This is a genomic window from Pseudazoarcus sp. NS36 (genome assembly GCF_059703705.1).
The window spans coordinates 324,934-347,296 of sequence record NZ_BAAKJA010000001.1 but is presented as its reverse complement, the minus strand read 5'-3'; the positions used below and the strand labels follow the sequence as shown (position 1 = coordinate 347,296).

Here is a 22,363-nt window from a genome sequence, read left to right as displayed (position 1 = left end):
GCCGTTCCATTCAGAAGGATGCAAGCCATGAGCGTCAGCCGGGAATCCGTTTCCGAAGTCCTCAAGTTCGTTATCGACCCCAATACCGGCAAGGATCTGGTCGCGGAGCGTGCCGTGCGCGACGTGCAGGTGGCTGATGGCCGCGTGCGCGTGGTCGTCGAGCTCGGTTACCCGGCCAACAGCCAGAAGGAAGTCATCGCCACGCTGGTGCGCGACGCGGTTGGCAAGCTCGACGGCGTGACCGGCGTGGATGTCGAGGTGGGCTGGAAGGTGGTTGCACACGCCGTGCAGCAGGGCGTGCAGTTGCTGCCGAACGTCAAGAACGTGATTGCCGTGGCTTCCGGCAAGGGCGGTGTCGGCAAGAGCACCACCGCCGCCAACCTCGCGCTGGCACTGGCCGCAGAGGGTGCGCGCGTGGGCGTGCTGGATGCCGACATCTACGGCCCCTCGCAGCCGCAGATGCTGGGCGTGGCCGGCCAGCGCCCGCAGTCGCAGGACGGCAAGCGCATGGAGCCGCTGGAAGCCCACGGCTTGCAGGTCATGTCCATCGGCTGCCTGATCGATACCGAGACGCCGATGGTGTGGCGCGGCCCGATGGCCACGCAAGCACTCACGCAGCTGCTCAACGAAACCAACTGGCACGATCTGGATTACCTGATCGTCGACATGCCGCCGGGCACCGGCGACATCCAGCTCACGCTGTCGCAGAAGGTGCCGGTCACCGGCGCGGTGATCGTCACCACGCCGCAGGACATCGCGCTGCTTGACGCACGCAAGGGCCTCAAGATGTTCGAGAAGGTCGGCGTGCCGATCATCGGCATCGTCGAGAACATGAGCGTGCACATCTGCTCCAAGTGCGGTCACGAAGAGCGCATCTTTGGCTCTGGCGGTGGCGAGAAGATGTGCGCCGACTACAATGTCGCCTTCCTCGGCGCGCTGCCGCTCGACATGCAGATCTGCACCGAGGCCGATTCCGGTACGCCCACGGTGGCGGCCGAGCCGGATGGCCGCATTGCCGCGATCTACGGCGAGATTGCCCGCAAGGTTGCCGTCAGCGTGGCCGAAAAAGCCAAGGACATGACCCACAAGTTTCCGAAGATCGTCATCCAGAACACCTGATCTGCCGCTTATCGCAGAAACGGATTTGACGAAAGGCGAATCACCGTCTATAGTCTCGTTCTTCCAGACGCGGGGTGGAGCAGTCTGGCAGCTCGTCGGGCTCATAACCCGAAGGTCGCAGGTTCAAATCCTGCCCCCGCAACCAGATTCACGAAAAAAGCCAATCATTCACGGTTGGCTTTTTTCTTTTGGGCCGTGCCGGAATGAAAAGTGCCATTCACGCCAGCAGCAACAGCGTGACCAGTCTGATGCTGGGGCATGCCGGTACTTGCCCGATCCTCCTTACTCCGCAGTTCCAAAGGTGGCTCGCCGTACTTTCCTTCGCCGTGCGACAGGAAAGGCGCGGCGACTGATCTTCCGCTCCATTTCCTCTCGCACGGCGTAAGGGCTCTCCGCCCCTGACGTCATCAACACGGACGCGTTGAAGCTTCGCCCTGTGAGGGCCGCTCTCGTACGTCCGTCGTTCCCCTGAATGATTTCCGCACCGCCTGATTGCGCGGTACGGAAGCTCGTCCATTGAGGTCGATGTGGATCTGAACAAAAGTGCGATCAAGGCCAAACGGCCTTGCTCCAGCGGCTATCGCTGGTTTCTTCATCACAGCCCCGAGGGCGCCGAATACCAGTCGCTTGTTGATGCGCTGGTCGACGAGGGGCGTCTGCTCGACGCCTGCTGGCTGGTCGACAACTTCGGTGTGGTCAATAGCAGGCTGGTGCTGGAGGGAGTGGATTGTGATGCGTTGGTATTTGCTGGTGATGTGGAAATACATGGAAATCTGCACTGCGAAAGCATCCTGCGGGTGGGTGGTTCGTTACGTGTTCACGGGAGCGTCAGGGTCGGTCGTGAAATCAATGTTCAAGGCGATATGGTCATTGGCGGAAACCTGAGCTGCGGTAGCCGCCTCACCACCGAGGGCTCCCTGCGGGCGGAGTGGGGCGTTGAGGTTCAAGGGCGCCTGCAATGTGGTGGTGATCTGAAGGCGGGTTGGGGGGTGAGCTGTGGCGAGGCGCTGAGCGTGGCGGGACAGACTACGGTGGGGCACGACCTGGTTGTCAGCGGCGTGGTCGAGTGCGCCAAGAGCGTCAAGGTGGATCGGAGTTTCATGGTGCTGGACACCGTCAAGGTCGGCCATGGGCTGCTGGTCGGTGACATGATTCGCGGTGGTCTGCATGTCGAGGCGGGTTGGGGCATCCAGGCCGGTGGCGGGGTGTTCGCCGGTGGCGTGATCATTGCCGGTGAAAGCATTCGTGCCGGCGGTGAACTCCGTGCCGGCTCCGGGTTCGGGGTGTTCGCGGGCACTAGCGTGATGCGCGAGTTCTGGTCAAGCAGTGCATCGGTGAGCGCCAGCCGCCGCCCCGACAACCTGGTGAGCGGCCACTGGGCTGGCGCCGCGGCGGACATAGAGGGTGGGTGAGTCGGAGCGCACGGTCTCCCAACGCCGGTGTTTGCATTGCAGAAATTACAGGCGGGCATGGTCTCCGCGCTGTCATCCAGGTGGCGAGCCCAGGCAGTAGAATGTCGCCACTTGCACATTCCTCTGGATGTCTTTCCCCTTGAGCGCAGATCACCAGCCGGCCAGCCCTCCTGCGCACTTCCGCTACTCGCTGGTGATCGCGACCCTGCATGATGATGGCGAGCTTAGCGATTGCCTGGCGAGTCTGGCAGCGCTGGACGTACGGCCGCGATTTGAGGTGATCATCGTGGATCAGAACGGTGATGACCGCTTGGTCGACCTGCTGGGGCGTTATGCGGACAGGCTCTCCATCGTGCATCAGCAGGTGACGTTCCGCGGCGCGTGCAGGGCACGCAATCTCGGCGTTTCGCTGGCGCGAGGGGAGTGGCTCGGATTTCCCGACGACGACTGCCAGTTGTTTGCGGATACCTTGACCGAAGTCGAGTGCCTGAGCCGCGATCCGCAGGTGCGTGTCGTGACCGGGCAGACCGTCGATGCTTCCGGCGCGCCCAATCTGCTGCGCTGGAAGCCGGCTTCCTCCAGGTTCTCGCGCTGGACGATGTTTGGCCGTGTGACCGAGGCGACGCTATTCGTGCGGCGTGATCTCTTCCAGCAGGCCGGAGGTTTCGATGAACGTTTCGGTCCGGGCGCCATGTTTCCGGCCGCCGAAGGCGTTGATCTGATGAATCGGCTGTTTGCCTGCATCGGCGATGGCGAGGCCTGCTACAGCCCGCGCGTACGCATGCAGCACCCGACCAAGGTTCCGCCCTGGAATCGCTGGGTGGCCGCCCGCTTCCATAGCTATGCGTGTGGCGCAGGGGCACTGGTTGCCAAGAATCCGGCGCCGCACATGCTCTATTGGGGAGGCCGCATCATCATCGGTTCGGTTGTCCAGGCACTGGTTTTCCGGGGCTGGCGCGGCGCGGCTTTTGCCGCCCGTTTCAGAGGGTTCTTCCAGGGCCTGTATGCGGGGGTGCGTGTCTTTCGCCTGCGCTCGGGACGGGGCTGAGATGCGCGGTCTGAAGTTTGTTTCGTGGGGTGATACGACCGGCTACGCCATTGCCGGCAAGGCCTATGTCCGTGCGCTGATGGATGCCGGAGTGAATCTGAGCTGGGCTCCGATGCTGCCCGGACGGCGTGCCTACGAGCCTTACGATGGGGCGGATTGGCCCTGCCCGAAGCTGGCGCCGGTGTGCAACCGGGCGATCGACTACGACACCGTCGTGATCCACACCGTGCCCGGGTATTTCCAGGACTGGATCGACCGCGAGCGCAAGCCGGGTCGGCGCATCCTGGGCTACACCGTGTGGGAGCTTGAAGACCTGCCCGACGAGTGGCCGGACATCCTGAACCAGCTCGACGGCGTGATCGTGCCGTGCCACTGGAATGCCGAGGTGTTTCGTCGTTCCGGGGTGCGTGTGCCGATTTCCGTAGTGCCGCATCTGTCGCAGTTCGAAGAGCTCGAGCGGGCGAGCGAAGCGGACCGGGCGGCGGTCCGGCAACGGCTGCACCCCGAGTCGGCGAACGCGGATTGTTTCACCTTCTACACCGTCGGTTTCTGGTCCAATCGCAAGGCCCCCCATCTGGTTCTGGAGGCGTATCTGCGCGCGTTCACCGCGGATGACCCGGTGCATCTGGTGGTCAAGACCAGCGCCAAGGACATCACCCGTACCCATCGCCACTGGCGCAACGGCTTCCGGCGGCACCACCCGCCGACCCGCCTGGCCGTGGAGCGCATGTTGTCGCGTCATCCGGCGCCGCCGTCGATCAGCCTGATCGATGACGAAACCCTGACCGACGGGCAGATGCTGGCGCTGCACGAAATGGGTGATTGCTTTGTCTCCCTGACGCGCACGGAGGGCTGGGGCCTGGGTGCGTTCGAGGCCGCGCGTCTGGGCAAGCCGGTGGTGATGACCGGCTACGGTGGCCAGCTCGATTTCCTTGATCCGGAACTGGCCTATCTGGTCGATTACCGCCTGATTCGGGCGCGTGAGCTCGGCTGGTCGGCAATTTATCGGCCGACCGACCGGTGGGCCGAGCCTTCCGTGGAGCATGCGGCTGCGCTGATGCGAGAAGTGTTTGAGCAGCGTGACGAGGCGCGCGCGCGCGCTGCCCGGCTCGCGCAGCGCATTGGTCGCGATTTTTCGCGTGAGGCGATTACCGGGGCGCTGTCGCGGGCCCTGCATGCGGAGGCCGGCGCATGATCCCGCGGGTATTCCATTTCGTGTTCGGACTGCGCGAGCAGACCGAACCCTTCCACCTGATGTACTACCTGTGCCTGGCTTCGTGCATCAACGTGAATCGTCCGGATGCCGTCCATTTCCATTACCACAATGAACCGTGGGGCGAGTGGTGGGAGCGCATCAAGCCGCAGCTGACCCTGCGCCGCATCGAGCCGGAAAAGGCGATTGCCGACTACCGCTACGCTGACCCGACGCTGAACCAGTACCGCTATGCCCACCTCGCCGATTTCGCGCGCCTGCAGATCCTGCTTGAAGAGGGGGGCATCTATGCCGACATCGACACGCTGTTCCTGCGGCCGTTTCCGGATGAATGGCTGACGCGGGAATTCATCCTCGGGCAGGAAAAGGCGCCGCCGGCTGCGTGTGCCGGCGGATCGTTGTGCAACGCGTGGATTGCCTCCGCGCCCGGCGCGCAGTTCTGCCGACGCTGGCTGGATGGCCTGCATGAGGCCTTTGACGGTACCTGGAGCAACCATTCCACGCTGCTGCCGTACCGGCTGTGGCAGCAAGACCCGGAACTCCTCGATGTCGAGCCGGAAAGCGCCTTCTATGCGCTGGACTGGACCTCGCGCGGCATCAACGACCTGTTCCTGCGCAACGTCCAGTTGCCGCAGCAGTCCTACAGCCTGCATCTCTGGAACCACCTGTGGTTCGCGCCGGACCGGCTCGACTTCAGCCATTTTCATGCCGGTCTGCTGAACGTTGATTACGTACGTCATGCCGACACCACCTACGCCCGCCACGCACGCATGCATCTGCCCGACGATGCGCAGGGGTGCCGTGAAATTTACCTGCGACAGACCGCCGCATCGGTGCTGCGCCATCCGCTGCGCAGTCTGCGCAGCTGGCTGAGGGTGTGATGCGCGGCGGGCTGGGCGCGTTGATGTCACTGCGTGAGGTGCGCGACCTGGCCACCATGCTGGGGCGTTTGCTGTCGGCGGATCAGAAGCGCAGGCTGCTGTTCGTCTCCGTCTGGGCGTGCGCCCTGTCGCTGCTCGAAATGGCGGTGGCCGGGGCGGTCATCCCCTACGTGCAGTGTGTAGGCGGGCAATGCCCACCGGTCGTGACAGGATGGGTTGGCGGGTGGCCATTGGTGCCCTTGCTGAGCGCCGGCTTGCTGCTGTTGATTACCCTGAAGCTGGCGGTGCAGGCCTTTTTTGCGTGGAGTTCGGCCGGCTTCCATCAGCAGGTGCAGCGTGACACCGTCAGCCGTCTGCTGGAGGGCTACCTGCATCTCGACTGGGGCAGTTTCCAGAGTCAGCACCGCGCCCATTACCTGCGGCGCTGCTTCACGACCTCGGTGGATGCCGCCTTTGCCGTGCAGCAGTGCATTACCCTGATTTCTTCCCTGCTGATGCTGCTGTTCCTCAGCGCGCTGATGCTGTGGCAGGACTGGCAGACGGCGCTCGCGCTGGGCGCCTGCTTCCTGCTGCTGGGCGTGCTGACGCAACGCCTGATCGGGCGCACCCAGCACCGCTTCGCCCACGAGCGGGAGGCCGCCATGCAGCGCTGGAACATCGGCATGGCCGAAGCGCTCGGGTCCTTTCGCGAGATCCGGGTGTATGGCCTCGAGCGTTTCTTCCTCGACCATCTGGACCGCGCCATCCACGGCGTGGCGCATGCCAACAAACGTCTGAATTTTCTCCCGGCCCTGCCGCGCATGGTGCTTGACTTCGCCATCCTGACGATCCTGCTGGTGGTGGTCTCGGTGTGGGTGCTGCTGGAACGTCCGATCGCCGACTTGCTGCCGCAATTGGTGTTTTATGCCGTGGTGGCGCGTGCGCTGATGCCTGCGATGGTCAACGTGCTGGCGACACGCGCTGCGCTGTCCGGTTCGGTCGTCAACATCGATCTGGTGCTGCAAGAGCTCGCCTGGGCGCAGGCGAGGCATGCCGAACGGATCGGCATCCGCCCGCAGCCGGCTGCGTCGGCCGCTTTTGCGCTGGAGGACGTGAGCTTTCGACACGCCGCCACCCAGGGTCCGGTCATCGAGCGGGCCAGCGTGCGCATTGCCCACCCTTCCTGGGTTGCGCTGACGGGCGCTTCCGGCGCCGGCAAGAGCACCCTGATGGAATTGCTGTGCGGCATCCACTTGCCGGAAACGGGTCGTGTGGTGCATGCATGGCCGGGGCAGACGCCGCCGCGCCTGGCCTACCTGCCGCAACACGTGGCGCTGCTCGATGGCAGCGTCGCCGAAAACGTGATTTTCGGCTTCGATGCCGGGGATCGGGCGCGTATCGACGAAGCCCTGACGCTGGCCTGCGTGGACGAAGTGGTGGGTCGGTTGCCGGGCGGGCATCAGGCCCGCATCGGAGCCGACGGCGTGCGCCTGTCTGGTGGCGAGCGGCAGCGTCTGGCGCTGGCGCGGGCGCTGTATCGCAAGCCTGATCTGCTGCTACTCGACGAGGCCACATCCGGGCTCGACGAAACCACCGAAACGCGGCTGCTGTCCAACATCCGGCGTGAGCGGCCCGACATGAGCGTGGTGTTCATCACGCATCGCAGTGGCAGCCTGCGCTTTGCCGACCGCGTGCTGCACATCGGACCGGGCGGTTTCCTCGAAGAACGCCCCGCACAGGGGGAGGGATGACTCAGCCGCGACCGGTTGCGGTCCTTCTGACGCCCGTTCTGCCGCTGGCTGGCGGATCCGGTCCGGCCATGCGGGCCTGGGACTGGCTGACCGAGCTGGCGCGCACCCACCGCGTGCACGTGCTGGTGGCGGGGTGGGCGCCGACGGCCGAGCTGCCGGCGGATTACCCGGCAGAAGCCGTCTGGCCGCTGCCGCGGACTGCCCGCCGGCCGTCACGCTGGCTGCGTGCGCTGGGGTGGTTGTTGCCGCCGGTGTGCCTGCTGGAGCGTCGCACGGTGGCGGACTGGCGCCGCACGCGCGGCGGCGAGGTGCTTGCGCAGGCGCTGGACGGCCTGGCGGCTGCGCCGGTCGAGCGCATCGTGGTGTTTCGTCTGTACCTGCACGATCTGGCCCAGCGCGTGGCGCAACACTGCCCGCAGGCCCGGCTGGAACTCGACATGGACGATCTGGAGTCCCACACCCGCTGGAGCGTGGCGGGGGCGGTGTGGCGCATGGGCCGTCGTGCTGCGGCCATACGCTGTGCCGCGACGGCGCTGCAGTACGCCTTGCTCGAACGCACGCTGCAAGCGCGCTACCACACGCTCTGGCTGGCGGCTGCCGAGGACGTGGAACGGCTGCGTACCCGCCTTGCACCGCAACGCGGGCTGCGCCCCAACCGGGTGGCTCTGCCGGATGGTGAGGTGCCGCCCCCGAGCGACGGCACGCTGCGTCTGCTGTTCGTCGGCACCCTCGGCTACGCACCCAACGAGGAAGCCGTGCGCGATCTGGTGAGCAAGGTGCTGCCCGAACTGGAGCGGTGTCTGCGCCAGCCCTGGGTGCTGTGCGTGGTGGGGCGGCGTGCCGGGCCGGAACTATCGGCCCTGCTGCGTGCTGCGCCGCGGGTCGAATTTCTGTCCGACGTCGAGGCGCTGTCGCCCTGCTATGCCGCTGCGCAGGTCGTGCTGGTGCCGCTCCGCGCCGGTGGGGGTACCAAGCTGAAAACCCTCGAAGCCTTTGCTTACCGACGGCCGGTGGTGTCCACGGCGCAGGGCGTACGCGGACTCGACGTCACGGCCGACGAGCACTATCTGCCGGCCGAGACGCCCGTCGAGTTCGCGCGCGCCATCGCCCGCCTGGCCGATGATCCGGCACTGGCCCGTCGCATTGCCGATGCCGGCTATGCGCTGTGCGCACGGAGCTACGCCCGCCGATGACGAAACTGATCGTGCTGTCGATGGCCACCGGCTACGGCGGCGCCGAGCGCAGCATGGAGCTGATCCTGCGTCATCTCCCCGCGGAGAGTGTGTTGCGGGTGTATGCCGAAAGTCCCTTCCACCTTGCTCAACTTGCGCGGCTAGACGCCTTACCTGCCGGCGCGCGGCTGGCGCGCGTTGCGAGTACGCACAGCGCGTGGGGCCGACGCCGTGCCGCGCTGCGTCTGGCCTTCGATTGCCTGCGGCATCCGGGTGCGGTGCTGTTGGTCAATACCCATGCATCGGCGCTGGTGGCTGCGATGGCCGCCAGACTGGTGCCCGGTCTGGGGGCGCGCTGCCATCTGTATGTGCGTGACTTTGCGTGGCACGACTTTGATTTCATTCTGGGTCGGCTGGCGGGAGCCCGGGTGCTGGTGCCGTCCTCGGCGGTGCTTGAGCGCAAGGGATACCTCGCGCCTTTTTACGTGCAGCCGACCGGGGCCGCGGTCTGTAGTGTGGTCCCCGATATGGTCGAAGTGCCCGCCGGCGCAGTGAGCTACGACGGCCCTGTGCTGCATCTGGCCACGGTCAACCGCTTCAAGGGCCATGTGGAGTTGATGCTCGCGCTGCAAACCCTGCAGCGCCAGGGGCGTACTGTCCCGGCGTCCTCCCATGGCGTGGTCGGGGATGTCGCCCTAAACGCGCATCTGCGCCGTTTTATCGATACGCTGGGCATCGGCGATTGCTACAGCCTCAACGAATACACGGACGACCCGCAAGCGCTGCTGCGTCAATGCCGGGCGGTTGTAGTGCCGTCGGTTTCGCATTCCGGCGGGCCGGAAACCTTTGGGCGTGCAGTCATCGAAGCCTGGGCTTACCGCAAACCGGTCGTGGCCTATGCGTGTGGCGCCGTTGCCGGCCTCATCGAGGACGGCGTGGACGGTCTGCTGGTGCCGGAGGGCGATGTGGATGCGCTGGCCGAGGCGATGCACCGCCTGGCCGTCTCTCCCGAGCTGAGCCGCCGGCTTGGCGAGGCCGGTCACCTCAAGGTGCTCAAGCACTATGAAGCGGGCGCAGTCACGCGTCGCTTGATGGCAGCGCTCTCCGTGCGCTGAGCTCTGCAGCTGCGGGTGATGCCGTTCGGGCGATCATTTGTCTGGCGCAAAAAATGCCCGGTCACTGTCGTGCCGGGCATTTCTCCTGCAAACCGCCGATCAGGAACGCAAGCGCGCTCAGTCCTTGCGTTGCGCGAAGCGAATACGCTGGTTGGCGCCGGCTTCGGTTTCCATGAGTTCGGTTTCGATCAGGTCGCCGGTGCGCTTGTGGATTTCCGACAGGGTCGGATTCAGCACCTCGATTTCGAACAGCACGAACTCGTCGTGTTCCATGAACGAAAGCTCGCCGAACATCGCGTCGCGCAGACGGGTCCAGTCGAAGGTTTCGGTGACGCCATCCTGTGCATTCTGCGTGAAGTAGTCGTAGATCATTGCCGAGTTGCGGCTCTTGAACAGGCCGACGCCTTCGACGTAGGCGTAATCGTTTTTCTGTTTTGCCATGATGTTTCCGTTCGCTGTTGCGGAGCCGGATTGCCCGGCGTTGGTGCGCCGATGCTATCACGCAGGCGGGGCAGTGGCCGGCTTTGCCGCTAGAATGAGGGCGCAATCCGATTCACGTTTCGCTGGTCCTGCGGTGCACCGTACTTCGTTCTACACCTATCTGCTGCTGTCCCTGTGTGGCGTCATTCCGCTGATCGTGGCGTTCTCGCTGCTGGTCGTGCATGACCTGTTCCACACTTCGGCGCTGACCGCTCTGGTGTGTGGTGCAGGCGTGGCGGCCGTGCTGGTGCAGATCGCCATTCGCTGGGGCGCGTATCAGCACATGCAGCAACGCGATCTGCGCTGGTACCGCACGCACTATCCGGGCTTCGTGCATGGCAGGCGCGTGCGCTGTGTGTATTGCCGCAAGGAGGATGTGCGTCCGCGCGCCTTGCCGCACCCGACGCACATGCGCGAACACTTCTGCGGGGAGTGCGGGCAGGTGTTGTACTACTCGCCGAGCCAACAGTTCTAGGGCGGGTCATGTCACGCACACCGTTGTCCATCCTCGATCTGGTCCGCATCACCGACGGCGCAGATGCGCGCACGGCGCTCGACAATGCGCGCGATCTGGCCGGCCACGCCGAGCGCTGGGGCTACCGGCGCTTCTGGGTGGCCGAGCACCACAACTTTCCGAGCATCGCCAGTGCCGCGACCTCGCTGGTGATCCAGCACATCGCGGCCGGTACACGCACGATCCGCGTCGGTGCGGGCGGCATCATGCTGCCCAACCACTCGCCGCTCTTGATCGCCGAGCAGTTCGGCACGCTCGATGCGCTGTTTCCGGGGCGTATTGATCTGGGCCTGGGCCGTGCACCGGGGACCGATCAGGACACGCTGCGCGCGTTGCGGCGCACGCCGTCCGCGTCCGATCACTTCCCGCAGGACGTGCTGGAGCTGCAGCACTTGCTGTCGCGCGAGGCGGCCAGCCGCAGCGTGCAGGCCGTGCCGGGGACCGGTAGCGAAGTGCCCTTGTGGATTCTGGGTTCCAGCCTGTTCGGTGCCATGCTGGCGGCCGAGCTGGGTTTGCCGTATGCCTTCGCCTCGCACTTCGCGCCGCAGCAGTTGCTGCCGGCCCTGGAAACCTATCGCGCGCGCTTCAAGCCCTCGCGCCAGCTCGATCGCCCGTACGCGATGATCGGCGTAAACATCATCGCAGCCGACAGTGATGCTGCCGCGCGCCGGCTCGCCACCACGCAACAGATGGCCTTCACCGATCTGGTGCGCGGCACGCGTGCGCTGAGCCGGCCGCCGATTGATGACATCGACACCTACTGGAATGGTGCCGAGAAGATGCACGCCCAGCGCATGCTTGAGCGCTCCATCGTCGGCTCGCCCGACACCGTGCGCGCCGGTATTGACGCCTTGCTGGCGGAAACCGGCGCCGATGAACTCATCGTGGTGTCGGACATTTTCGACCACGCCGCGCGCTTGCATTCCTGTCATCTGGTGGCCGCCACGCAGCAGGCCTGAGTCACCCGAAGAGGTAGGCCGACTGCGCGCTGCCCAGCACGCGGTCCGACAGCGCCTGCCTTCCGGCGTCTTCGCCGGCCGCACCAACTACTACGTGCAGTGGCAGCAGGTGCTCTTCCTCGGGGTGGGACGCCCGTGCCGAAGGGGCTTGCTCCCATTCCGTCAGTGCCTTGATACGCGCCGCCGCGGGCAGGGCGACGGCTTGGGTGAGCCAGTCGTCAAAAGCCACCGAATCGGCGTCCAGCCCAGTGTTGTCACGGCGGAAACGGCGCATGTTGTGAAAGCTCATGCCGGTGCCGACGATCAGCACGCCCTCGTCGCGCAACGGCGCCAGCGCGCGGCCGACGGCCAGGTGTTCGGCCGGGTCCAGTCCCTCGCGCAGCGACAATTGCACCACCGGCACCGAAGCCTCGGGGTCGATCAGCTTGAACGGGATGAATACGCCGTGATCGAGCCCGCGGCGGTCGTCGCGCGCCACCGGCAGGCCGGCGTCCGTCAGCAGATCATTGACGCGTTCGGCCAGCGCAGCATCGCCGCGCGCCGGCCACTGCAGGCGGTAGGTGTGTTCCGGGAAGCCGTAGTAATCGAACAGCAGTTCGTGCTGTTCGCGCGCATTGACGGTGAAGGCCGGCGCCTCCCAGTGCGCCGAGATCACCAGCACTGCGCGCGGTTTCCGCCCGATCAGATCCGGCACGGCGCGCAGCCACTCGCCCATGCGATGCCACGCGTCGGGCGGGTTCCAGTCCATGAAGAAGCAGGGGCCGCCGCCGTGCGGGATGAACAGGGTGGGCAGACGTTGTGATGTGCTCATGACGTACTCCATGAATGAAGAAGGCTCCCACGCTTGTCGCTGCGCGGCGTCGGGAGTGCCGGCTTTGCCTTGGGGCCCGGCGACAAAAAAGGCCCGGACTCGCCGGGCCTTTGCTGTGCTTTCAGGCGATGTTCAGAAGGGCAGGCCCAGCTTGCGGTCGAGTGAGGCTTCACCGCCGCCGCGCAGGAAGATCGCCACGGCCAGCAGCAGCCACATCAGCGGGTATTCGTAGCCGCCAGCGTTCCAGAAGTAGCCGTTGGGGAGGTGCACCGTCAGCGCTACGCCCAGCAACACGGCCACACCGAGCGCGGCCGGTCGGGTCAGCAGGCCCAGCACCAGCGCCAGACCGCCGAAGAATTCGACAAAGCCGGCGAGGAAGGCGAACACGATGCCCGGCTCCAGGCCGAGGTTGCCGGCGAAGAACTGGCCGGTCGCTTCCAACCCGTGGCCGCCGAACCAGCCGAACAGCTTCTGCGCGCCGTGCGGCATCAACAGCAGGCCGGTGGTGATGCGGACAATCGGCCAGGCCAGCGGCGCCAGCCCATCAAGACTGCGGCCGATGCCGGCCAGTGCGGAATTGTTCGTGCTCATGTTGGTTGCTCCCGTGGGTTTGATGTTTCTTGTGTGTTGCTGGAGTGCATGATGCGGTGGTTCTGAATCTGCGTGAAGACGGCTAATATGCAACTCATGGTTGATGAAACGGAAACCTTCGGCGGCGCGCTGGACGACGTGCGTGCGTACTGCGCGGTGGTCGAGTTCGGCACGGTCTCTGCCGCGGCGCGCCTGCTTGGCGAGACCAAGGGCTCGATCAGCCGGCGCGTGTCCCGGCTGGAGCGGCGCCTGGGAGTCGGATTGCTGGCGCGCACCCCACGCGCGGTGTCGCCCACCGACGAGGGCGAGGCCTTTTTTGCCAGTGCGCGCGAATCGCTCCGGCTGCTCGACGACGCAGTTGAAGCCGCGCACGCCTCGCGGGCCGAGCCGCGAGGCCATCTGCGTGTGACGGCGCCCATCGATTTCGGCATGGATGTGCTGCCCCCGTTGCTGGTGCGTTTTCGCGAACTGCATCCGCGTATCACGATCGAGATGTTGCTCAATGACGCTTCGCTGGATCTGGCGGCCAACCGCATCGATCTTGCGCTGCGTGCCACCGGCGGCGAGTTGCCGGACATGGGTTATCGCGCATCCCAGCTGGTTGCGTTCAGCATAAACCTGTATGCCGCGCCGGGGTATCTGGCCGCACATGGCGAGGTCGCCTCGCCGGCCGATCTGGCGCGGCATGTGCTGGTCGCTTCGCGTGAATCCGGTGCGGCGGTGAGCCTGCGTCTGCTTGATCGACGGGGCAAGGTCGAAGCGGTCACCCTGCCCGCGGCAGTGCGCAGTTCGGACTTTGCCAGCGCGCTGCGACTGGCCGTGGCTGGCGGTGGCGTTGCCTCGATTCCGGGGCCGGTGGCCGCTGCATGGGTGGCGGCCGGGGCCTTGCAGCGTGTGCTGCCCGAGTGGCGGGTGGCCGATGCCCGCCTGTTCGCGATCAGCCTTGGCGGGCGCGATGCCCCCGCACGGGTGCGGGTGTTCCGGGATTTCCTGCGGGCCGAGCTTGAAGCGCAGGCTTCATCCGCATGACATCCGTTCGCGGCACCATGGTGCACGCACGGTTCAGCGGCGCAGCGGGTCGAGCAGGGGGCTGAGGCCGTTGTGGTCAAGCTCCTGCATCAGTGCCAGCAGACGGCCGATTTCGCCCTTGGGAAAGCCTTCGCGGGCAAACCAGTTGAGGTAGTTGCCGGGCAGGTCTGCGATGACCCGACCCTTGTATTTCCCGTAGGGCATCTGGCGGGTCAGCAGCAGTTCGAGATCTTCGGGATTCATCGGTTTCGGAAAATTACGTAAAACGTGTCGATTTTGATCGAGGCTTTTCGACAAGCTTACGGGAACACCCCCGATCCAGCGGAGAACAACATGAAATACCTGTGTCTGGTTTATGGCGAAGAAGCGCCGATGCGTGAGCAGCGCGACCGCCATTGCATGGACTACGTCGAGAAACTCATCGCCAGCGGCCACTTTGTTGCCGGGCAGGCGCTGCAGCCGGTCGAGACGGCTACAACCGTGCGCGTGCGCAACGGCAAGGTGTCGGTCACCGACGGGCCGTTTGCCGAAACGCGTGAGCAGCTGGCCGGTTTTTATCTGATCGAGGCGGCCGACCTGAATGCGGCGATCCAGGTCGCGGCCGGCATCCCTCCGGCACAGATCGGCAGCATCGAAGTGCGCCCCATTCGCGAACTGCAGCCCGACTGACCAGGAGAGCCCCGATGAGCGATAACGCCCATTCCCTGATTGCCCACCTTTCGTGTCGCAAGGCCACGGACGCGATCGAGTTCTACCGCAAGGCCTTTGGCGCCGAAGTGCTGGCGGCGCACAAGCTGCCCGACGGCATGCTGATGCACGCCGCGCTGCGCCTGGGTGACGCGATGTTCTACCTCGGCGAGGCTGCGCCTGAGTATGGCTGCCCGTCGCCGGCCGATCTGGGCGGCAGTGGCGTGACGCTGAACTTGCCGGTTAGCGACTGCGATGCCGCTTTCAAGCGCGCCCTCGATGCCGGGTGCACCGCGCAGATGCCGCCCGAGGACATGTTCTGGGGTGATCGCTACGCGGTGGTGGTAGACCCCTTCGGTCACCGCTGGTCGATGGCCCAGCACGTGCGCGAGGTGTCGCCCGAGGAGATCGAGCGCGCCGGTGCCGAGTTCTGCTGCAAACCGCAATGAGCGACGTCGCACGCGACGTGATCGAGTCCGTCTGGCGGGCCGACTCGCGTCGCGTGCTGGCCACCTTGATCCGCCTGTTGGGCGATTTTGATCTGGCCGAAGAAGCCTTGCACGAGGCCTTTCGCGCCGCGCTGGAACAGTGGCCGCGTGACGGTGTGCCGGGCAATCCGGCGGCCTGGCTGGTGTCTGCCGGGCGATTCCGCGCCATCGACGGTATCCGCCGCCAGCGCCGTTTCGAGCCGCTGGAAGACCCCGATGCCGAGGTCGATCCAGCCAGCCTCGACCCCGCCGAACCGGAACTGCTCGAAGACGACCAGCTTCGTCTGATCTTCACCTGCTGCCACCCCGCGATCGCGGCCGACGCGCAGATTGCGCTGACCCTGCGCGAAGTGTGCGGGTTGGCTACCGAGGAGGTGGCGCGCGCCTTTCTCGTGCCGGCGCCCACGCTTGCTCAGCGCATCGTGCGTGCCAAGGCCAAGATCCGCGACGCGCGCATTCCCTACGAGGTGCCGGGTGCGTCGGAGCTGCCCGAGCGTCTGGTGAGCGTGCTGCGCGTGATCTATCTGGTGTTCAACGAAGGCTATGCCGCGTCCGACGGCGATGCGCTGACCCGCGCCGACCTCTGCGCCGAGGCCATCCGCCTCGCCCGTCTGCTGCTGCGCCTGCTGCCCGAGCCGGAGGTGGCCGGCCTGTTGGCGCTGATGCTGCTGCACGAGTCGCGCCGTGCCGCGCGCACCGATGCGGCCGGCGAACTGGTGTTGCTCGATGCGCAGGACCGCGAGCTGTGGAATGCCGAGCTGATTGCCGAAGGGTGTCTGCTGGTCGAGACCGCGCTGACTTCGCGTCGCTTTGGTCCCTATTGCCTGCAAGCCGCCATCGCCGCCGTGCATGCCGAGGCGGCGCGGGCAGAAGATACCGATTGGCCCCAGATCGTCGGTCTGTACGACGTGTTGCTGCGCGTGGAGCCTTCGCCGGTGGTGGAACTGAACCGCGCCGTGGCGGTGGCCATGCGTGACGGGCCACAAGCCGGCTTGTTGCAGATTGACGCGCTGCTCGAACGCGGCGAACTGGCTGATTACGCGCTGGCCCATGCGGCCCGCGGCGAACTGTGCGGGCGGCTCGAACGGCGCGACGATGCGCTTGCCGCCTGGGGCAGGGCACTGGCGCTGACACGCCAGGGCGCCGAGCGGCGACATATCGAACGGCGCATGGCAGAACTGGGCGCCTGAATGTCGATTTGCGTGTGCGCCGTTCGACCAGTCATCGAAGACGCTGCATGTGCCGCGTCACACCTCGCAGGAGACCCGCATGAACACCAACAACGATGAAGCCCGTATCCGTTCCCTGATCGACTCCTGGGTGGACGCCACGCTGCACCGCGACGTACCGCGCGTGACGGCGCTGTATGTATCCGACGTGGTGTCCTTCGATGCCATCGGCCCGCTGCAGGTGCGTGGTATCGAGGCCTGGCGCGCGCACTGGCAGAGCTGCATGGAGCAATATCCGGGCGACATGCATTTCCGCATCGACGACATTCACGTCGAGGTCGGCGGAGACGTGGCCTTCTCGCGCTTCCTGCTGCATTGCGGCGCCACCTTGCCGGACGGCACCACGCATTCGGGCTGGATGCGCGGCACGGCGTGCTACCGGCGCGTGAACGGCGAATGGAAGATCGCGCACGACCATTGCTCGGTGCCTTTCGATCCGGAGACGTGCAAGGCGCTGGTCGAGCTTGAGCCCTGAGGGGCCAGGGCCTGTTCACATTTGCCATGGCGGTCGCGCTTGGTCCAAATGGCTCGCAGATCAAGGCGCGGCGACGCCGCAATACCGGGTGTCTTGCAAGGAGCCGCAACGCCGAAATGCGGGCCATTTGGACCAAGCCCTGCGGGTGGGTCTGTATGGCCGCGCCGGCGGCGTTGCGCTCATTGTCAAGGGAATGGCCATTGACGGCTTCGCGCGCCTTGCCGGCACAGCCATACAGACCCACGCGATCCGCCAGCGCAATTGTGAACAGGCCCTAGCTGAAGCGGCCGTGGATGAACACCACGCCGCCGACGTCGCTCGACAGCTCGTGCAGTTCGCTGCCGGCCGGAAGCAGGTGGAAGTCCTCGCGGCACAACAGGATGTCACCGCAAAACACCTCGCCGGATACCAGCTGCACTTCCGTGTTCTGGGTGCAGGTCACGGCGGGCAGGCTCGCGCCGGGGGCGAAGCGCAGGAAGCGCGAGATCAGCGTGTCGTCGTGCCACAAGCCCTTCTCCTCCACGCCGTCGGTGAGCGGTCGCCAGATGCCGTCCTCAATGGTGACGGTAATCGGTGCAGAGCCTTCTCCGGGCAGCAGTCCTCCGAGCAGTTCGATCACCAGACCGACCGTGCTGCCCAGTGAGCTGCCGCGCAGATAGGTCAGGCAGCCGTCGCGCGAGGTGATGGTGGCGTGGCGGCTGCCGGGCGCGGAGACGTGGTAATCGCCGGGGCCGAGATCCAGTTCACCCATCTGCATCGAGCCGCGCAGCACGATGCCTTCTTCGAGGTGGCGGTGGCGGTGCGGCGGCAGGCTTGCACCGGGGGCGAGTTCAATCAAGACCGAACTGCCGTGTGCGCCGTCGTACAGCGTTTTGGCGCGTACGCCGGCCTTGAGCGTGCGCCATTCGCCGGTGTTTGAGCGCACGGTGCGCTGTCCGGCGTGGCGGGCACGACTCGCGGCTGCACGCGCCATCAGGCGTTCGCGTATGCCGCTGCCGGCCGGCGGGGGCAGGTCGCCCAGGGCCGGTGCGAACAGGTCGACCAGAGCGTCGTGGTCGTCGCGCTCGTTCATGGCGTGCTGCTTCCTCGTGTAATGGTGGCTTGCAGGGTTTCGCGCAACTGCAGCAGGCTGCGCCGAAGGTGCGATTTCACGGTGCCCAGCGGCAAGCCGACATGTAGCGCGATCTCCTCGTGCGTGAGGCCGCGGAAGAAGGCCAGCGCAAGCAGCTGGCGCGGCTGTGCGTCGATGGTCTGCAGCGCCGCGTGCAGGCGATTGTGCTCGTTGACCGCACTGAGCAGGTCGTACGGGTTGGCGCCGCCGTCGGTGTCCGCTGCCGCCGCAATCGCGTCGTCGTCACAGATTTCCGGTGAGGCGGTGCGGCGCAGCGTATCAAGCGCGCGTGAGCGGGTCATGGTCATGATCCAGGCCACGGCCAGTCCGCGCGCAGGGTCGAAGCGCGGGGCCTGGCGCCACACCTGCCAGAACACGTCTTCGGTGATTTCCTCGGCCAGCTCGCGTGAGCGCGCGATGCGCAGCGCCAGCCCATAGACCTTGCCGTGCAGGGCTTCATAGAGCTCACCGAGCGCGGCTTCGTCTTGCTCGACGATGCGCTCGATCCAGTCGCGCAGGCGGGCATCGTCGTCACCGGACGTGACGGCACCGCCCGGCGCAATGGCTGCGGGCCCTTCAGTGTCGTCGTGTCCGTCAGTGAGCAAGCGGTGTGCCTTGTCATGCGCGAGTCCCGTCATTCTATGGCGGTCGCCGGGGTCTGGCGCCGCTCACTCACTGATACGCAGCAAATCAGCGGGCGGATGCAGCGATCCGTGAAAAATTTCCTTACATCTCGTGTTGCATCCGGTCGGGCGTTGCTTGCGTAAAGCCAGCAGGTACCCCAAGCGGGACCGCCTGTTTTCAAACGACGTGTCCAGACCTCACAGGAGATTCACATGTCCAAACTTCGCTCCATTGTTGCTGTTTCGCTGATCGTCTCGGCCTCTTCGGCCATGGCCATGGTCGACAACGCCAAACTGCCCGAGCCGGTGCGCGTGCCGGCCGGCCAGGAAATCTCGCTGTGGTCCACCGGCATCGGCGACATCACCTACGCCTGCCGCGAAAAGGCAGACAAGCCGGGTACGTATGCATGGGCCTTCGTTGCGCCGGTCGCGACCCTGTTCGACAAGGATCAGAAAGCCATCGGCAAGTACTACGGCGGCCCGACCTGGGAAGCGGCTGATGGCTCCAAGGTCACCGGCAAGCAAGTGGGTACGGCGTCCGGTGGCGACGGCAACATCGCGCTGCAACTGGTGCAGGCCGCTCCGGCCGAAGGCATGGGCGCCATGAAGGGTGTGAGCTACATCCAGCGCCTCAACACCAAAGGCGGTGTGGCCCCGGCGGCGAGCTGCGACAAGTCCAATGTCGGTGCCGAGCAGACCGTGCGCTATCAGGCCGACTACGTGTTCTATCGCGCCAAGTAATCGCGTTCCCCTCCTCGCTGCCCGCTCCGGGGCGGCGTTCGGGCCCGGCGGAGGCATCCGCCGGGCCCTTTTTGTCTGCGCTCCGCACGCCTTAAGGTTTCCCTAAGAATCGGCTTCGAGAATGGCTTCCGTGTTCAACGGAGTAAAGCCAATGAGTTCTTTCCGCTTTGTGCCGGATGCCCGGCAGGCAAGCTCCGGCTGCTGGATCGTGTCGCGTCCCGGCTCGATGTTGCGCAGGCCGTTCGAGCGTTTCGTCGCGCGCCAGTTTGCCGACCGTTTCGGCGCCCGCATTTCGCGCTTCATGCCGGAACTGCTTGGCTTCGTCGATACCGATGCGAATCTGCGTGCGGTGGTCGGGCTGTGCCCGGCGGCGTCCGATGCGCTGTTCCTTGAGCGCTACCTCGACCGACCGGTCGAGCAGGTGTTGTCGGCCAGATTGGGCCACGAGGTCGAGCGCAGTCGCATTGTCGAGGTAGGCAATCTCGCGGTGGCGGGGCCGTCGGGCGTGCGTCTGCTGCTGGCGCCGCTGACAGCCCGGCTTGCCGAGGCCGGTTACGAATGGGTGGTATTCACCGGCACCGAGTTGTTGCGTAATGCCTTCCATCGCAACGGTCTCGCCCCCATCTACCTGACCGAGGCCGACCCGCAGCGGCTTGGCATCGAGCGGGAAGACTGGGGCAGCTACTACGCGCACAAGCCCTGCGTGATGGCTGGCCGCATCGCAGAAGGCTGTGCCGCGCTCCTTGGCGAGAAGCAGTCTCCGGGCCTGACCGGGCGGGAGGGCAATCATGTCCTTACGGCCTGATGCGCTCTTCGCCGCGATTGCCCGCCGACGCAAGCAGACGGTGCTGGTTGAGGGTGACATGCGGCTCGACGGCGCCGAGGTGGCCGAGCTGGTGTCCCTGCGCGTGGCTCGCCTGCGCCGCCTGGGCTGCCGCCGCGTCGCGCTGGCACTCGACAACGGTCTGGACTGGGCCTTGTGGGATCTGGCGCTGCTGCATGCCGGGATCGTGGCGGTTCCCGTGCCGACCTTCTTCTCTGCGCAACAACGGCGCCATGTGCTGGACGCAGCCGGGGTTGATTGTGTGATCGGGCCTGAAGTCCATGCGCTGGAGGAGGCCGGCTTCCGGCCGGAGGATGACCGCCTTGCGCTGCGTGAACTGCCCGATGCGCCACGTCTGCATGCCGGCACCGTCAAGATCACTTTTACCTCCGGCACGACCGGCCGCCCCAAGGGGGTGTGCCTGGACGCAGCAACACAGCTTGCCGTTGCGGACAGCCTGCGCTTGGCCACAGCGGGTGCGGGGGTGGCCCGACATCTGTCGGTGCTGCCGCTGCCCTTGCTGCTCGAGAACATTGCCGGCCTGTATGCGCCGCTGTTGGCGGGGATCGAGGTCGACCTCGCGCCGCTTGCCGAGGTGGGCCTGAGCGGTTCGAGCCGTCTGGACGCCGTGCGGCTGCTCGCACTGCTGCGCAACCGCGGCCCCAACAGCATCATCCTGACGCCGCAAATGCTGCTGGAGGTCGTCACGGCACTCGAACGTGGCGCACGCGGCCCGGATTCCCTGCGTTTTGTCGCGCTGGGCGGCGCGTGCGCCGCGCCGGGGCTGCTGCAACGCGCGGCGGACGTGGGGTTGCCGGTGTTCGAAGGCTACGGTCTGTCTGAATGCGCTTCGGTGGTGTGCCTCGCCACGCCGGAGCGGCGTCGCAACGGTTCCGTCGGTCGGCCCTTGCCGCACTGCGAGCTGCGTGTCGCCGCCGACGGCGAACTGCTGGTGCGCGGGCCCCGCATGCTGGGCTATCTCGGCGAAGCGCCGCCGTCCGGAGAATGGCTGCCGACCGGCGATCTCGGTGCCATCGACGCGGACGGCATGGTGACGCTGAGCGGGCGCAAGAAGCACCTCTTCGTGACCGCTTGGGGGCGCAACGTGTCGCCCGAGTGGGTCGAGGCCGAGCTGGTCGGCCAGGCGCCGATTGCGCAGGCCTGGCTGTACGGCGAAGCCTTGCCCGAGAACCTCGCGCTGATCGTTCCGCGTCGCGCCGACGTGAGCGATGAAGCGCTGGCGGCCGCCGTGGCCGCCGTCAATCGCGATCTACCCGATTACCTGCGCGTGCATCGCTGGCTGCGCGCAGATGAACCTTTCACGCCAGCCAATGGCCTGGCGACCGATAACGGCCGCCTGCGTCGTGACGCCCTCGCACAGCGCTATCGCGAAGTGATCGCGTCATTCCACTCCCCCGTACTGCAAGGAGAACCGACATGAATTTCCATGACAGCCTGATCGAACGCACCGCCGCCGACCGCGAGTATCTGCTGGCGGCTCCCATCCTCGCGGACCTGGCCGAAGGCCGGGTGACGCGCGAGAGCTACATCGCCTTTCTCGCCAATGCCTACCACCACGTGCGTCACACCGTGCCGCTGCTGATGGCTTGCGGCGCCCGCTTGCCCGAGCGCCTCGACTGGCTGGGCATGGCGGTGGTCGAGTACGTGCAGGAAGAGGCTGGTCACGAACAGTGGATTCTCGATGACCTCCATGCCTGCGGTGCCGATGTGCGCGAAGTTCGCGAAGGCCGTCCGTCGCTGCCCATCGAGTTGCTGGTGAGCTATGTGCATGACCGCATCGCCCGCATCAACCCGGTCAGTGTCTTCGGCATGGTCTTGGTGCTCGAAGGTACCAGCGTGCAGCTCGCCAGCCGCGCTGCAGATGTGGTGCAGCAGCGTCTGGGGTTGCCGGCTGAGGCGTTTTCCTACCTGCGCTCGCACGGTGCGCTCGATGTCGGGCATCTGGAAGTCTTCCGTGGCCTGATGGACAAGCTCTATCACCCCGAAGATCGCGAAGCCGTGGTGCACACCGCAAGCGTCGTGTATCGCCTCTACGGCGACATGCTGCGCGAGCTGCCGCGCGCGAAGATGGCGCTGGCGGCCTGAGCGGCG

Annotated in this window: 25 protein-coding genes and 1 tRNA gene; 20 read left to right on the top strand and 6 right to left on the bottom strand. The window is 65.9% G+C overall.

The features are described from left to right. The first annotated feature begins 27 nt into the window (after window positions 1–27). The 9 genes from apbC (at window position 28) to AC6H0R_RS01640 (ending at window position 9,690) form a co-directional block, all read left to right on the top strand. Window positions 28–1,119: an iron-sulfur cluster carrier protein ApbC gene (gene apbC, locus AC6H0R_RS01680; protein ID WP_497579600.1), complete on the top strand. Its 1,092-nt coding sequence runs from the start codon at window positions 28–30 to the stop codon at window positions 1,117–1,119. Window positions 1,120–1,187: 68 nt separating this feature from the next. After that, window positions 1,188–1,264: transfer RNA gene (locus AC6H0R_RS01675), tRNA-Met, on the top strand. Between the two features lie 382 nt (window positions 1,265–1,646). Next, window positions 1,647–2,531, top strand: a complete 885-nt coding sequence (locus AC6H0R_RS01670) for a hypothetical protein (RefSeq protein WP_497579599.1) — start codon at window positions 1,647–1,649, stop codon at window positions 2,529–2,531. A gap of 193 nt (window positions 2,532–2,724) precedes the next feature. After that, on the top strand, window positions 2,725–3,579 hold the full coding sequence (locus tag AC6H0R_RS01665; RefSeq protein WP_497579598.1) for a glycosyltransferase: 855 nt from the start codon (window positions 2,725–2,727) through the stop codon (window positions 3,577–3,579). Between the two features lies 1 nt (window position 3,580). After that, window positions 3,581–4,774 (top strand): glycosyltransferase family protein, encoded by a 1,194-nt coding sequence (locus AC6H0R_RS01660; protein WP_497579597.1) that lies wholly within the window; start codon window positions 3,581–3,583, stop codon window positions 4,772–4,774. Beyond that, complete coding sequence (locus AC6H0R_RS01655) at window positions 4,771–5,673, top strand: glycosyltransferase (protein ID WP_497579596.1); 903 nt, start codon at window positions 4,771–4,773, stop codon at window positions 5,671–5,673. The genes AC6H0R_RS01660 and AC6H0R_RS01655 overlap by 4 nt, the downstream gene beginning before the upstream one ends. Then, a complete protein-coding gene (locus tag AC6H0R_RS01650; RefSeq protein ID WP_497579595.1) occupies window positions 5,673–7,403 on the top strand; it encodes an ATP-binding cassette domain-containing protein in 1,731 nt (576 codons plus the stop codon). Before AC6H0R_RS01655 ends, AC6H0R_RS01650 begins: the two co-directional genes overlap by 1 nt. 68 nt (window positions 7,404–7,471) lie before the next feature. Beyond that, window positions 7,472–8,596 (top strand): glycosyltransferase family 4 protein, encoded by a 1,125-nt coding sequence (locus tag AC6H0R_RS01645; RefSeq protein WP_497579594.1) that lies wholly within the window; start codon window positions 7,472–7,474, stop codon window positions 8,594–8,596. After that, on the top strand, window positions 8,593–9,690 hold the full coding sequence (locus AC6H0R_RS01640; RefSeq protein ID WP_497579593.1) for a glycosyltransferase family 4 protein: 1,098 nt from the start codon (window positions 8,593–8,595) through the stop codon (window positions 9,688–9,690). The genes AC6H0R_RS01645 and AC6H0R_RS01640 overlap by 4 nt, the downstream gene beginning before the upstream one ends. 117 nt (window positions 9,691–9,807) lie before the next feature. Here AC6H0R_RS01640 and AC6H0R_RS01635 read toward each other — a convergent pair whose 3' ends face one another. After that, window positions 9,808–10,131 carry a hypothetical protein gene (locus tag AC6H0R_RS01635; protein ID WP_497579592.1) on the bottom strand — a complete coding sequence of 108 codons (324 nt, stop codon included), beginning with the start codon at window positions 10,129–10,131 and terminating at the stop codon, window positions 9,808–9,810. A gap of 133 nt (window positions 10,132–10,264) precedes the next feature. Between AC6H0R_RS01635 and AC6H0R_RS01630 the strand changes: the two genes are divergently transcribed. Continuing rightward, the gene (locus AC6H0R_RS01630) at window positions 10,265–10,645 is read left to right on the top strand and encodes a hypothetical protein (protein ID WP_497579591.1); all 381 of its coding nucleotides are present in this window, start codon (window positions 10,265–10,267) and stop codon (window positions 10,643–10,645) included. A gap of 8 nt (window positions 10,646–10,653) precedes the next feature. After that, on the top strand, window positions 10,654–11,643 hold the full coding sequence (locus AC6H0R_RS01625; protein ID WP_497579590.1) for an LLM class flavin-dependent oxidoreductase: 990 nt from the start codon (window positions 10,654–10,656) through the stop codon (window positions 11,641–11,643). Window position 11,644: 1 nt separating this feature from the next. Here the strand turns inward: AC6H0R_RS01625 and AC6H0R_RS01620 are convergent, their stop codons facing one another. Together AC6H0R_RS01620 and AC6H0R_RS01615 are read right to left on the bottom strand one after the other, a co-directional pair. Further along, window positions 11,645–12,454, bottom strand: a complete 810-nt coding sequence (locus AC6H0R_RS01620) for a DODA-type extradiol aromatic ring-opening family dioxygenase (protein ID WP_497579589.1) — start codon at window positions 12,452–12,454, stop codon at window positions 11,645–11,647. Window positions 12,455–12,586: 132 nt separating this feature from the next. Beyond that, complete coding sequence (locus tag AC6H0R_RS01615) at window positions 12,587–13,045, bottom strand: DoxX family protein (RefSeq protein ID WP_497579588.1); 459 nt, start codon at window positions 13,043–13,045, stop codon at window positions 12,587–12,589. A 72-nt stretch (window positions 13,046–13,117) separates the two neighbouring features. Here AC6H0R_RS01615 and AC6H0R_RS01610 point away from each other — a divergent pair, with 72 nt between their 5' ends. Next, window positions 13,118–14,074 carry a LysR family transcriptional regulator gene (locus AC6H0R_RS01610; protein WP_497579587.1) on the top strand — a complete coding sequence of 319 codons (957 nt, stop codon included), beginning with the start codon at window positions 13,118–13,120 and terminating at the stop codon, window positions 14,072–14,074. Window positions 14,075–14,107: 33 nt separating this feature from the next. Here AC6H0R_RS01610 and AC6H0R_RS01605 read toward each other — a convergent pair whose 3' ends face one another. Next, on the bottom strand, window positions 14,108–14,317 hold the full coding sequence (locus AC6H0R_RS01605; RefSeq protein ID WP_497574297.1) for a DUF3820 family protein: 210 nt from the start codon (window positions 14,315–14,317) through the stop codon (window positions 14,108–14,110). 90 nt (window positions 14,318–14,407) lie between these two features. On the opposite strand from AC6H0R_RS01605, the gene AC6H0R_RS01600 reads away from it, so the two are divergent. The 4 genes from AC6H0R_RS01600 to AC6H0R_RS01585 all read left to right on the top strand — a co-directional run bounded on the left by AC6H0R_RS01600 (window position 14,408) and on the right by AC6H0R_RS01585 (window position 16,953). Next, window positions 14,408–14,743, top strand: a complete 336-nt coding sequence (locus tag AC6H0R_RS01600; protein WP_497574296.1) for a YciI family protein — start codon at window positions 14,408–14,410, stop codon at window positions 14,741–14,743. Between the two features lie 14 nt (window positions 14,744–14,757). Then, window positions 14,758–15,210 (top strand): VOC family protein, encoded by a 453-nt coding sequence (locus tag AC6H0R_RS01595; RefSeq protein ID WP_497579586.1) that lies wholly within the window; start codon window positions 14,758–14,760, stop codon window positions 15,208–15,210. Next, a complete protein-coding gene (locus AC6H0R_RS01590) occupies window positions 15,207–16,439 on the top strand; it encodes an RNA polymerase sigma factor (protein WP_497579585.1) in 1,233 nt (410 codons plus the stop codon). The genes AC6H0R_RS01595 and AC6H0R_RS01590 overlap by 4 nt, the downstream gene beginning before the upstream one ends. Before the next feature lie 79 nt (window positions 16,440–16,518). Then, window positions 16,519–16,953 (top strand): YybH family protein, encoded by a 435-nt coding sequence (locus tag AC6H0R_RS01585; RefSeq protein ID WP_497579584.1) that lies wholly within the window; start codon window positions 16,519–16,521, stop codon window positions 16,951–16,953. A 274-nt stretch (window positions 16,954–17,227) separates the two neighbouring features. Here the strand turns inward: AC6H0R_RS01585 and AC6H0R_RS01580 are convergent, their stop codons facing one another. Both AC6H0R_RS01580 and AC6H0R_RS01575 read right to left on the bottom strand, forming a co-directional pair. Further along, window positions 17,228–18,025 (bottom strand): cupin domain-containing protein, encoded by a 798-nt coding sequence (locus tag AC6H0R_RS01580; protein ID WP_497579583.1) that lies wholly within the window; start codon window positions 18,023–18,025, stop codon window positions 17,228–17,230. Beyond that, the gene (locus AC6H0R_RS01575) at window positions 18,022–18,702 is read right to left on the bottom strand and encodes a sigma-70 family RNA polymerase sigma factor (protein ID WP_497579582.1); all 681 of its coding nucleotides are present in this window, start codon (window positions 18,700–18,702) and stop codon (window positions 18,022–18,024) included. The genes AC6H0R_RS01580 and AC6H0R_RS01575 overlap by 4 nt, the downstream gene beginning before the upstream one ends. Window positions 18,703–18,900: 198 nt before the next feature. On the opposite strand from AC6H0R_RS01575, the gene AC6H0R_RS01570 reads away from it, so the two are divergent. The 4 genes from AC6H0R_RS01570 to AC6H0R_RS01555 all read left to right on the top strand — a co-directional run bounded on the left by AC6H0R_RS01570 (window position 18,901) and on the right by AC6H0R_RS01555 (window position 22,357). Then, window positions 18,901–19,428 (top strand): DUF3455 domain-containing protein, encoded by a 528-nt coding sequence (locus AC6H0R_RS01570; protein ID WP_497579581.1) that lies wholly within the window; start codon window positions 18,901–18,903, stop codon window positions 19,426–19,428. A 151-nt stretch (window positions 19,429–19,579) separates the two neighbouring features. After that, window positions 19,580–20,233, top strand: a complete 654-nt coding sequence (locus AC6H0R_RS01565; protein ID WP_497579580.1) for a thermostable hemolysin — start codon at window positions 19,580–19,582, stop codon at window positions 20,231–20,233. Beyond that, window positions 20,217–21,692, top strand: a complete 1,476-nt coding sequence (locus AC6H0R_RS01560) for an AMP-binding protein (RefSeq protein WP_497579579.1) — start codon at window positions 20,217–20,219, stop codon at window positions 21,690–21,692. Before AC6H0R_RS01565 ends, AC6H0R_RS01560 begins: the two co-directional genes overlap by 17 nt. Further along, window positions 21,689–22,357, top strand: a complete 669-nt coding sequence (locus AC6H0R_RS01555; RefSeq protein WP_497579578.1) for an iron-containing redox enzyme family protein — start codon at window positions 21,689–21,691, stop codon at window positions 22,355–22,357. The genes AC6H0R_RS01560 and AC6H0R_RS01555 overlap by 4 nt, the downstream gene beginning before the upstream one ends. Window positions 22,358–22,363 lie beyond the last annotated feature (6 nt).

Excerpts from the sequence above, each read along its gene's own strand:
- AC6H0R_RS01655 (WP_497579596.1), top strand. The coding sequence starts at position 4,771 with ATGATCCCGCGGGTATTCCATTTCGTGTTCGGACTGCGCGAGCAGACC.
- AC6H0R_RS01600 (WP_497574296.1), top strand. The coding sequence starts at position 14,408 with ATGAAATACCTGTGTCTGGTTTATGGCGAAGAAGCGCCGATGCGTGAG.
- AC6H0R_RS01660 (WP_497579597.1), top strand. The coding sequence starts at position 3,581 with ATGCGCGGTCTGAAGTTTGTTTCGTGGGGTGATACGACCGGCTACGCC.
- apbC (WP_497579600.1), top strand. The coding sequence starts at position 28 with ATGAGCGTCAGCCGGGAATCCGTTTCCGAAGTCCTCAAGTTCGTTATC.
- AC6H0R_RS01635 (WP_497579592.1), bottom strand. The coding sequence starts at position 10,131 with ATGGCAAAACAGAAAAACGATTACGCCTACGTCGAAGGCGTCGGCCTG.
- AC6H0R_RS01645 (WP_497579594.1), top strand. The coding sequence starts at position 7,472 with ATGCGGGCCTGGGACTGGCTGACCGAGCTGGCGCGCACCCACCGCGTG.
- AC6H0R_RS01640 (WP_497579593.1), top strand. The coding sequence starts at position 8,593 with ATGACGAAACTGATCGTGCTGTCGATGGCCACCGGCTACGGCGGCGCC.
- AC6H0R_RS01615 (WP_497579588.1), bottom strand. The coding sequence starts at position 13,045 with ATGAGCACGAACAATTCCGCACTGGCCGGCATCGGCCGCAGTCTTGAT.
- AC6H0R_RS01595 (WP_497579586.1), top strand. The coding sequence starts at position 14,758 with ATGAGCGATAACGCCCATTCCCTGATTGCCCACCTTTCGTGTCGCAAG.
- AC6H0R_RS01575 (WP_497579582.1), bottom strand. The coding sequence starts at position 18,702 with ATGACGGGACTCGCGCATGACAAGGCACACCGCTTGCTCACTGACGGA.
- AC6H0R_RS01650 (WP_497579595.1), top strand. The coding sequence starts at position 5,673 with ATGCGCGGCGGGCTGGGCGCGTTGATGTCACTGCGTGAGGTGCGCGAC.
- AC6H0R_RS01620 (WP_497579589.1), bottom strand. The coding sequence starts at position 12,454 with ATGAGCACATCACAACGTCTGCCCACCCTGTTCATCCCGCACGGCGGC.
- AC6H0R_RS01585 (WP_497579584.1), top strand. The coding sequence starts at position 16,519 with ATGAACACCAACAACGATGAAGCCCGTATCCGTTCCCTGATCGACTCC.
- AC6H0R_RS01590 (WP_497579585.1), top strand. The coding sequence starts at position 15,207 with ATGAGCGACGTCGCACGCGACGTGATCGAGTCCGTCTGGCGGGCCGAC.
- AC6H0R_RS01565 (WP_497579580.1), top strand. The coding sequence starts at position 19,580 with ATGAGTTCTTTCCGCTTTGTGCCGGATGCCCGGCAGGCAAGCTCCGGC.
- AC6H0R_RS01555 (WP_497579578.1), top strand. The coding sequence starts at position 21,689 with ATGAATTTCCATGACAGCCTGATCGAACGCACCGCCGCCGACCGCGAG.
- AC6H0R_RS01570 (WP_497579581.1), top strand. The coding sequence starts at position 18,901 with ATGTCCAAACTTCGCTCCATTGTTGCTGTTTCGCTGATCGTCTCGGCC.
- AC6H0R_RS01560 (WP_497579579.1), top strand. The coding sequence starts at position 20,217 with ATGTCCTTACGGCCTGATGCGCTCTTCGCCGCGATTGCCCGCCGACGC.
- AC6H0R_RS01625 (WP_497579590.1), top strand. The coding sequence starts at position 10,654 with ATGTCACGCACACCGTTGTCCATCCTCGATCTGGTCCGCATCACCGAC.
- AC6H0R_RS01605 (WP_497574297.1), bottom strand. The coding sequence starts at position 14,317 with ATGAATCCCGAAGATCTCGAACTGCTGCTGACCCGCCAGATGCCCTAC.
- AC6H0R_RS01580 (WP_497579583.1), bottom strand. The coding sequence starts at position 18,025 with ATGAACGAGCGCGACGACCACGACGCTCTGGTCGACCTGTTCGCACCG.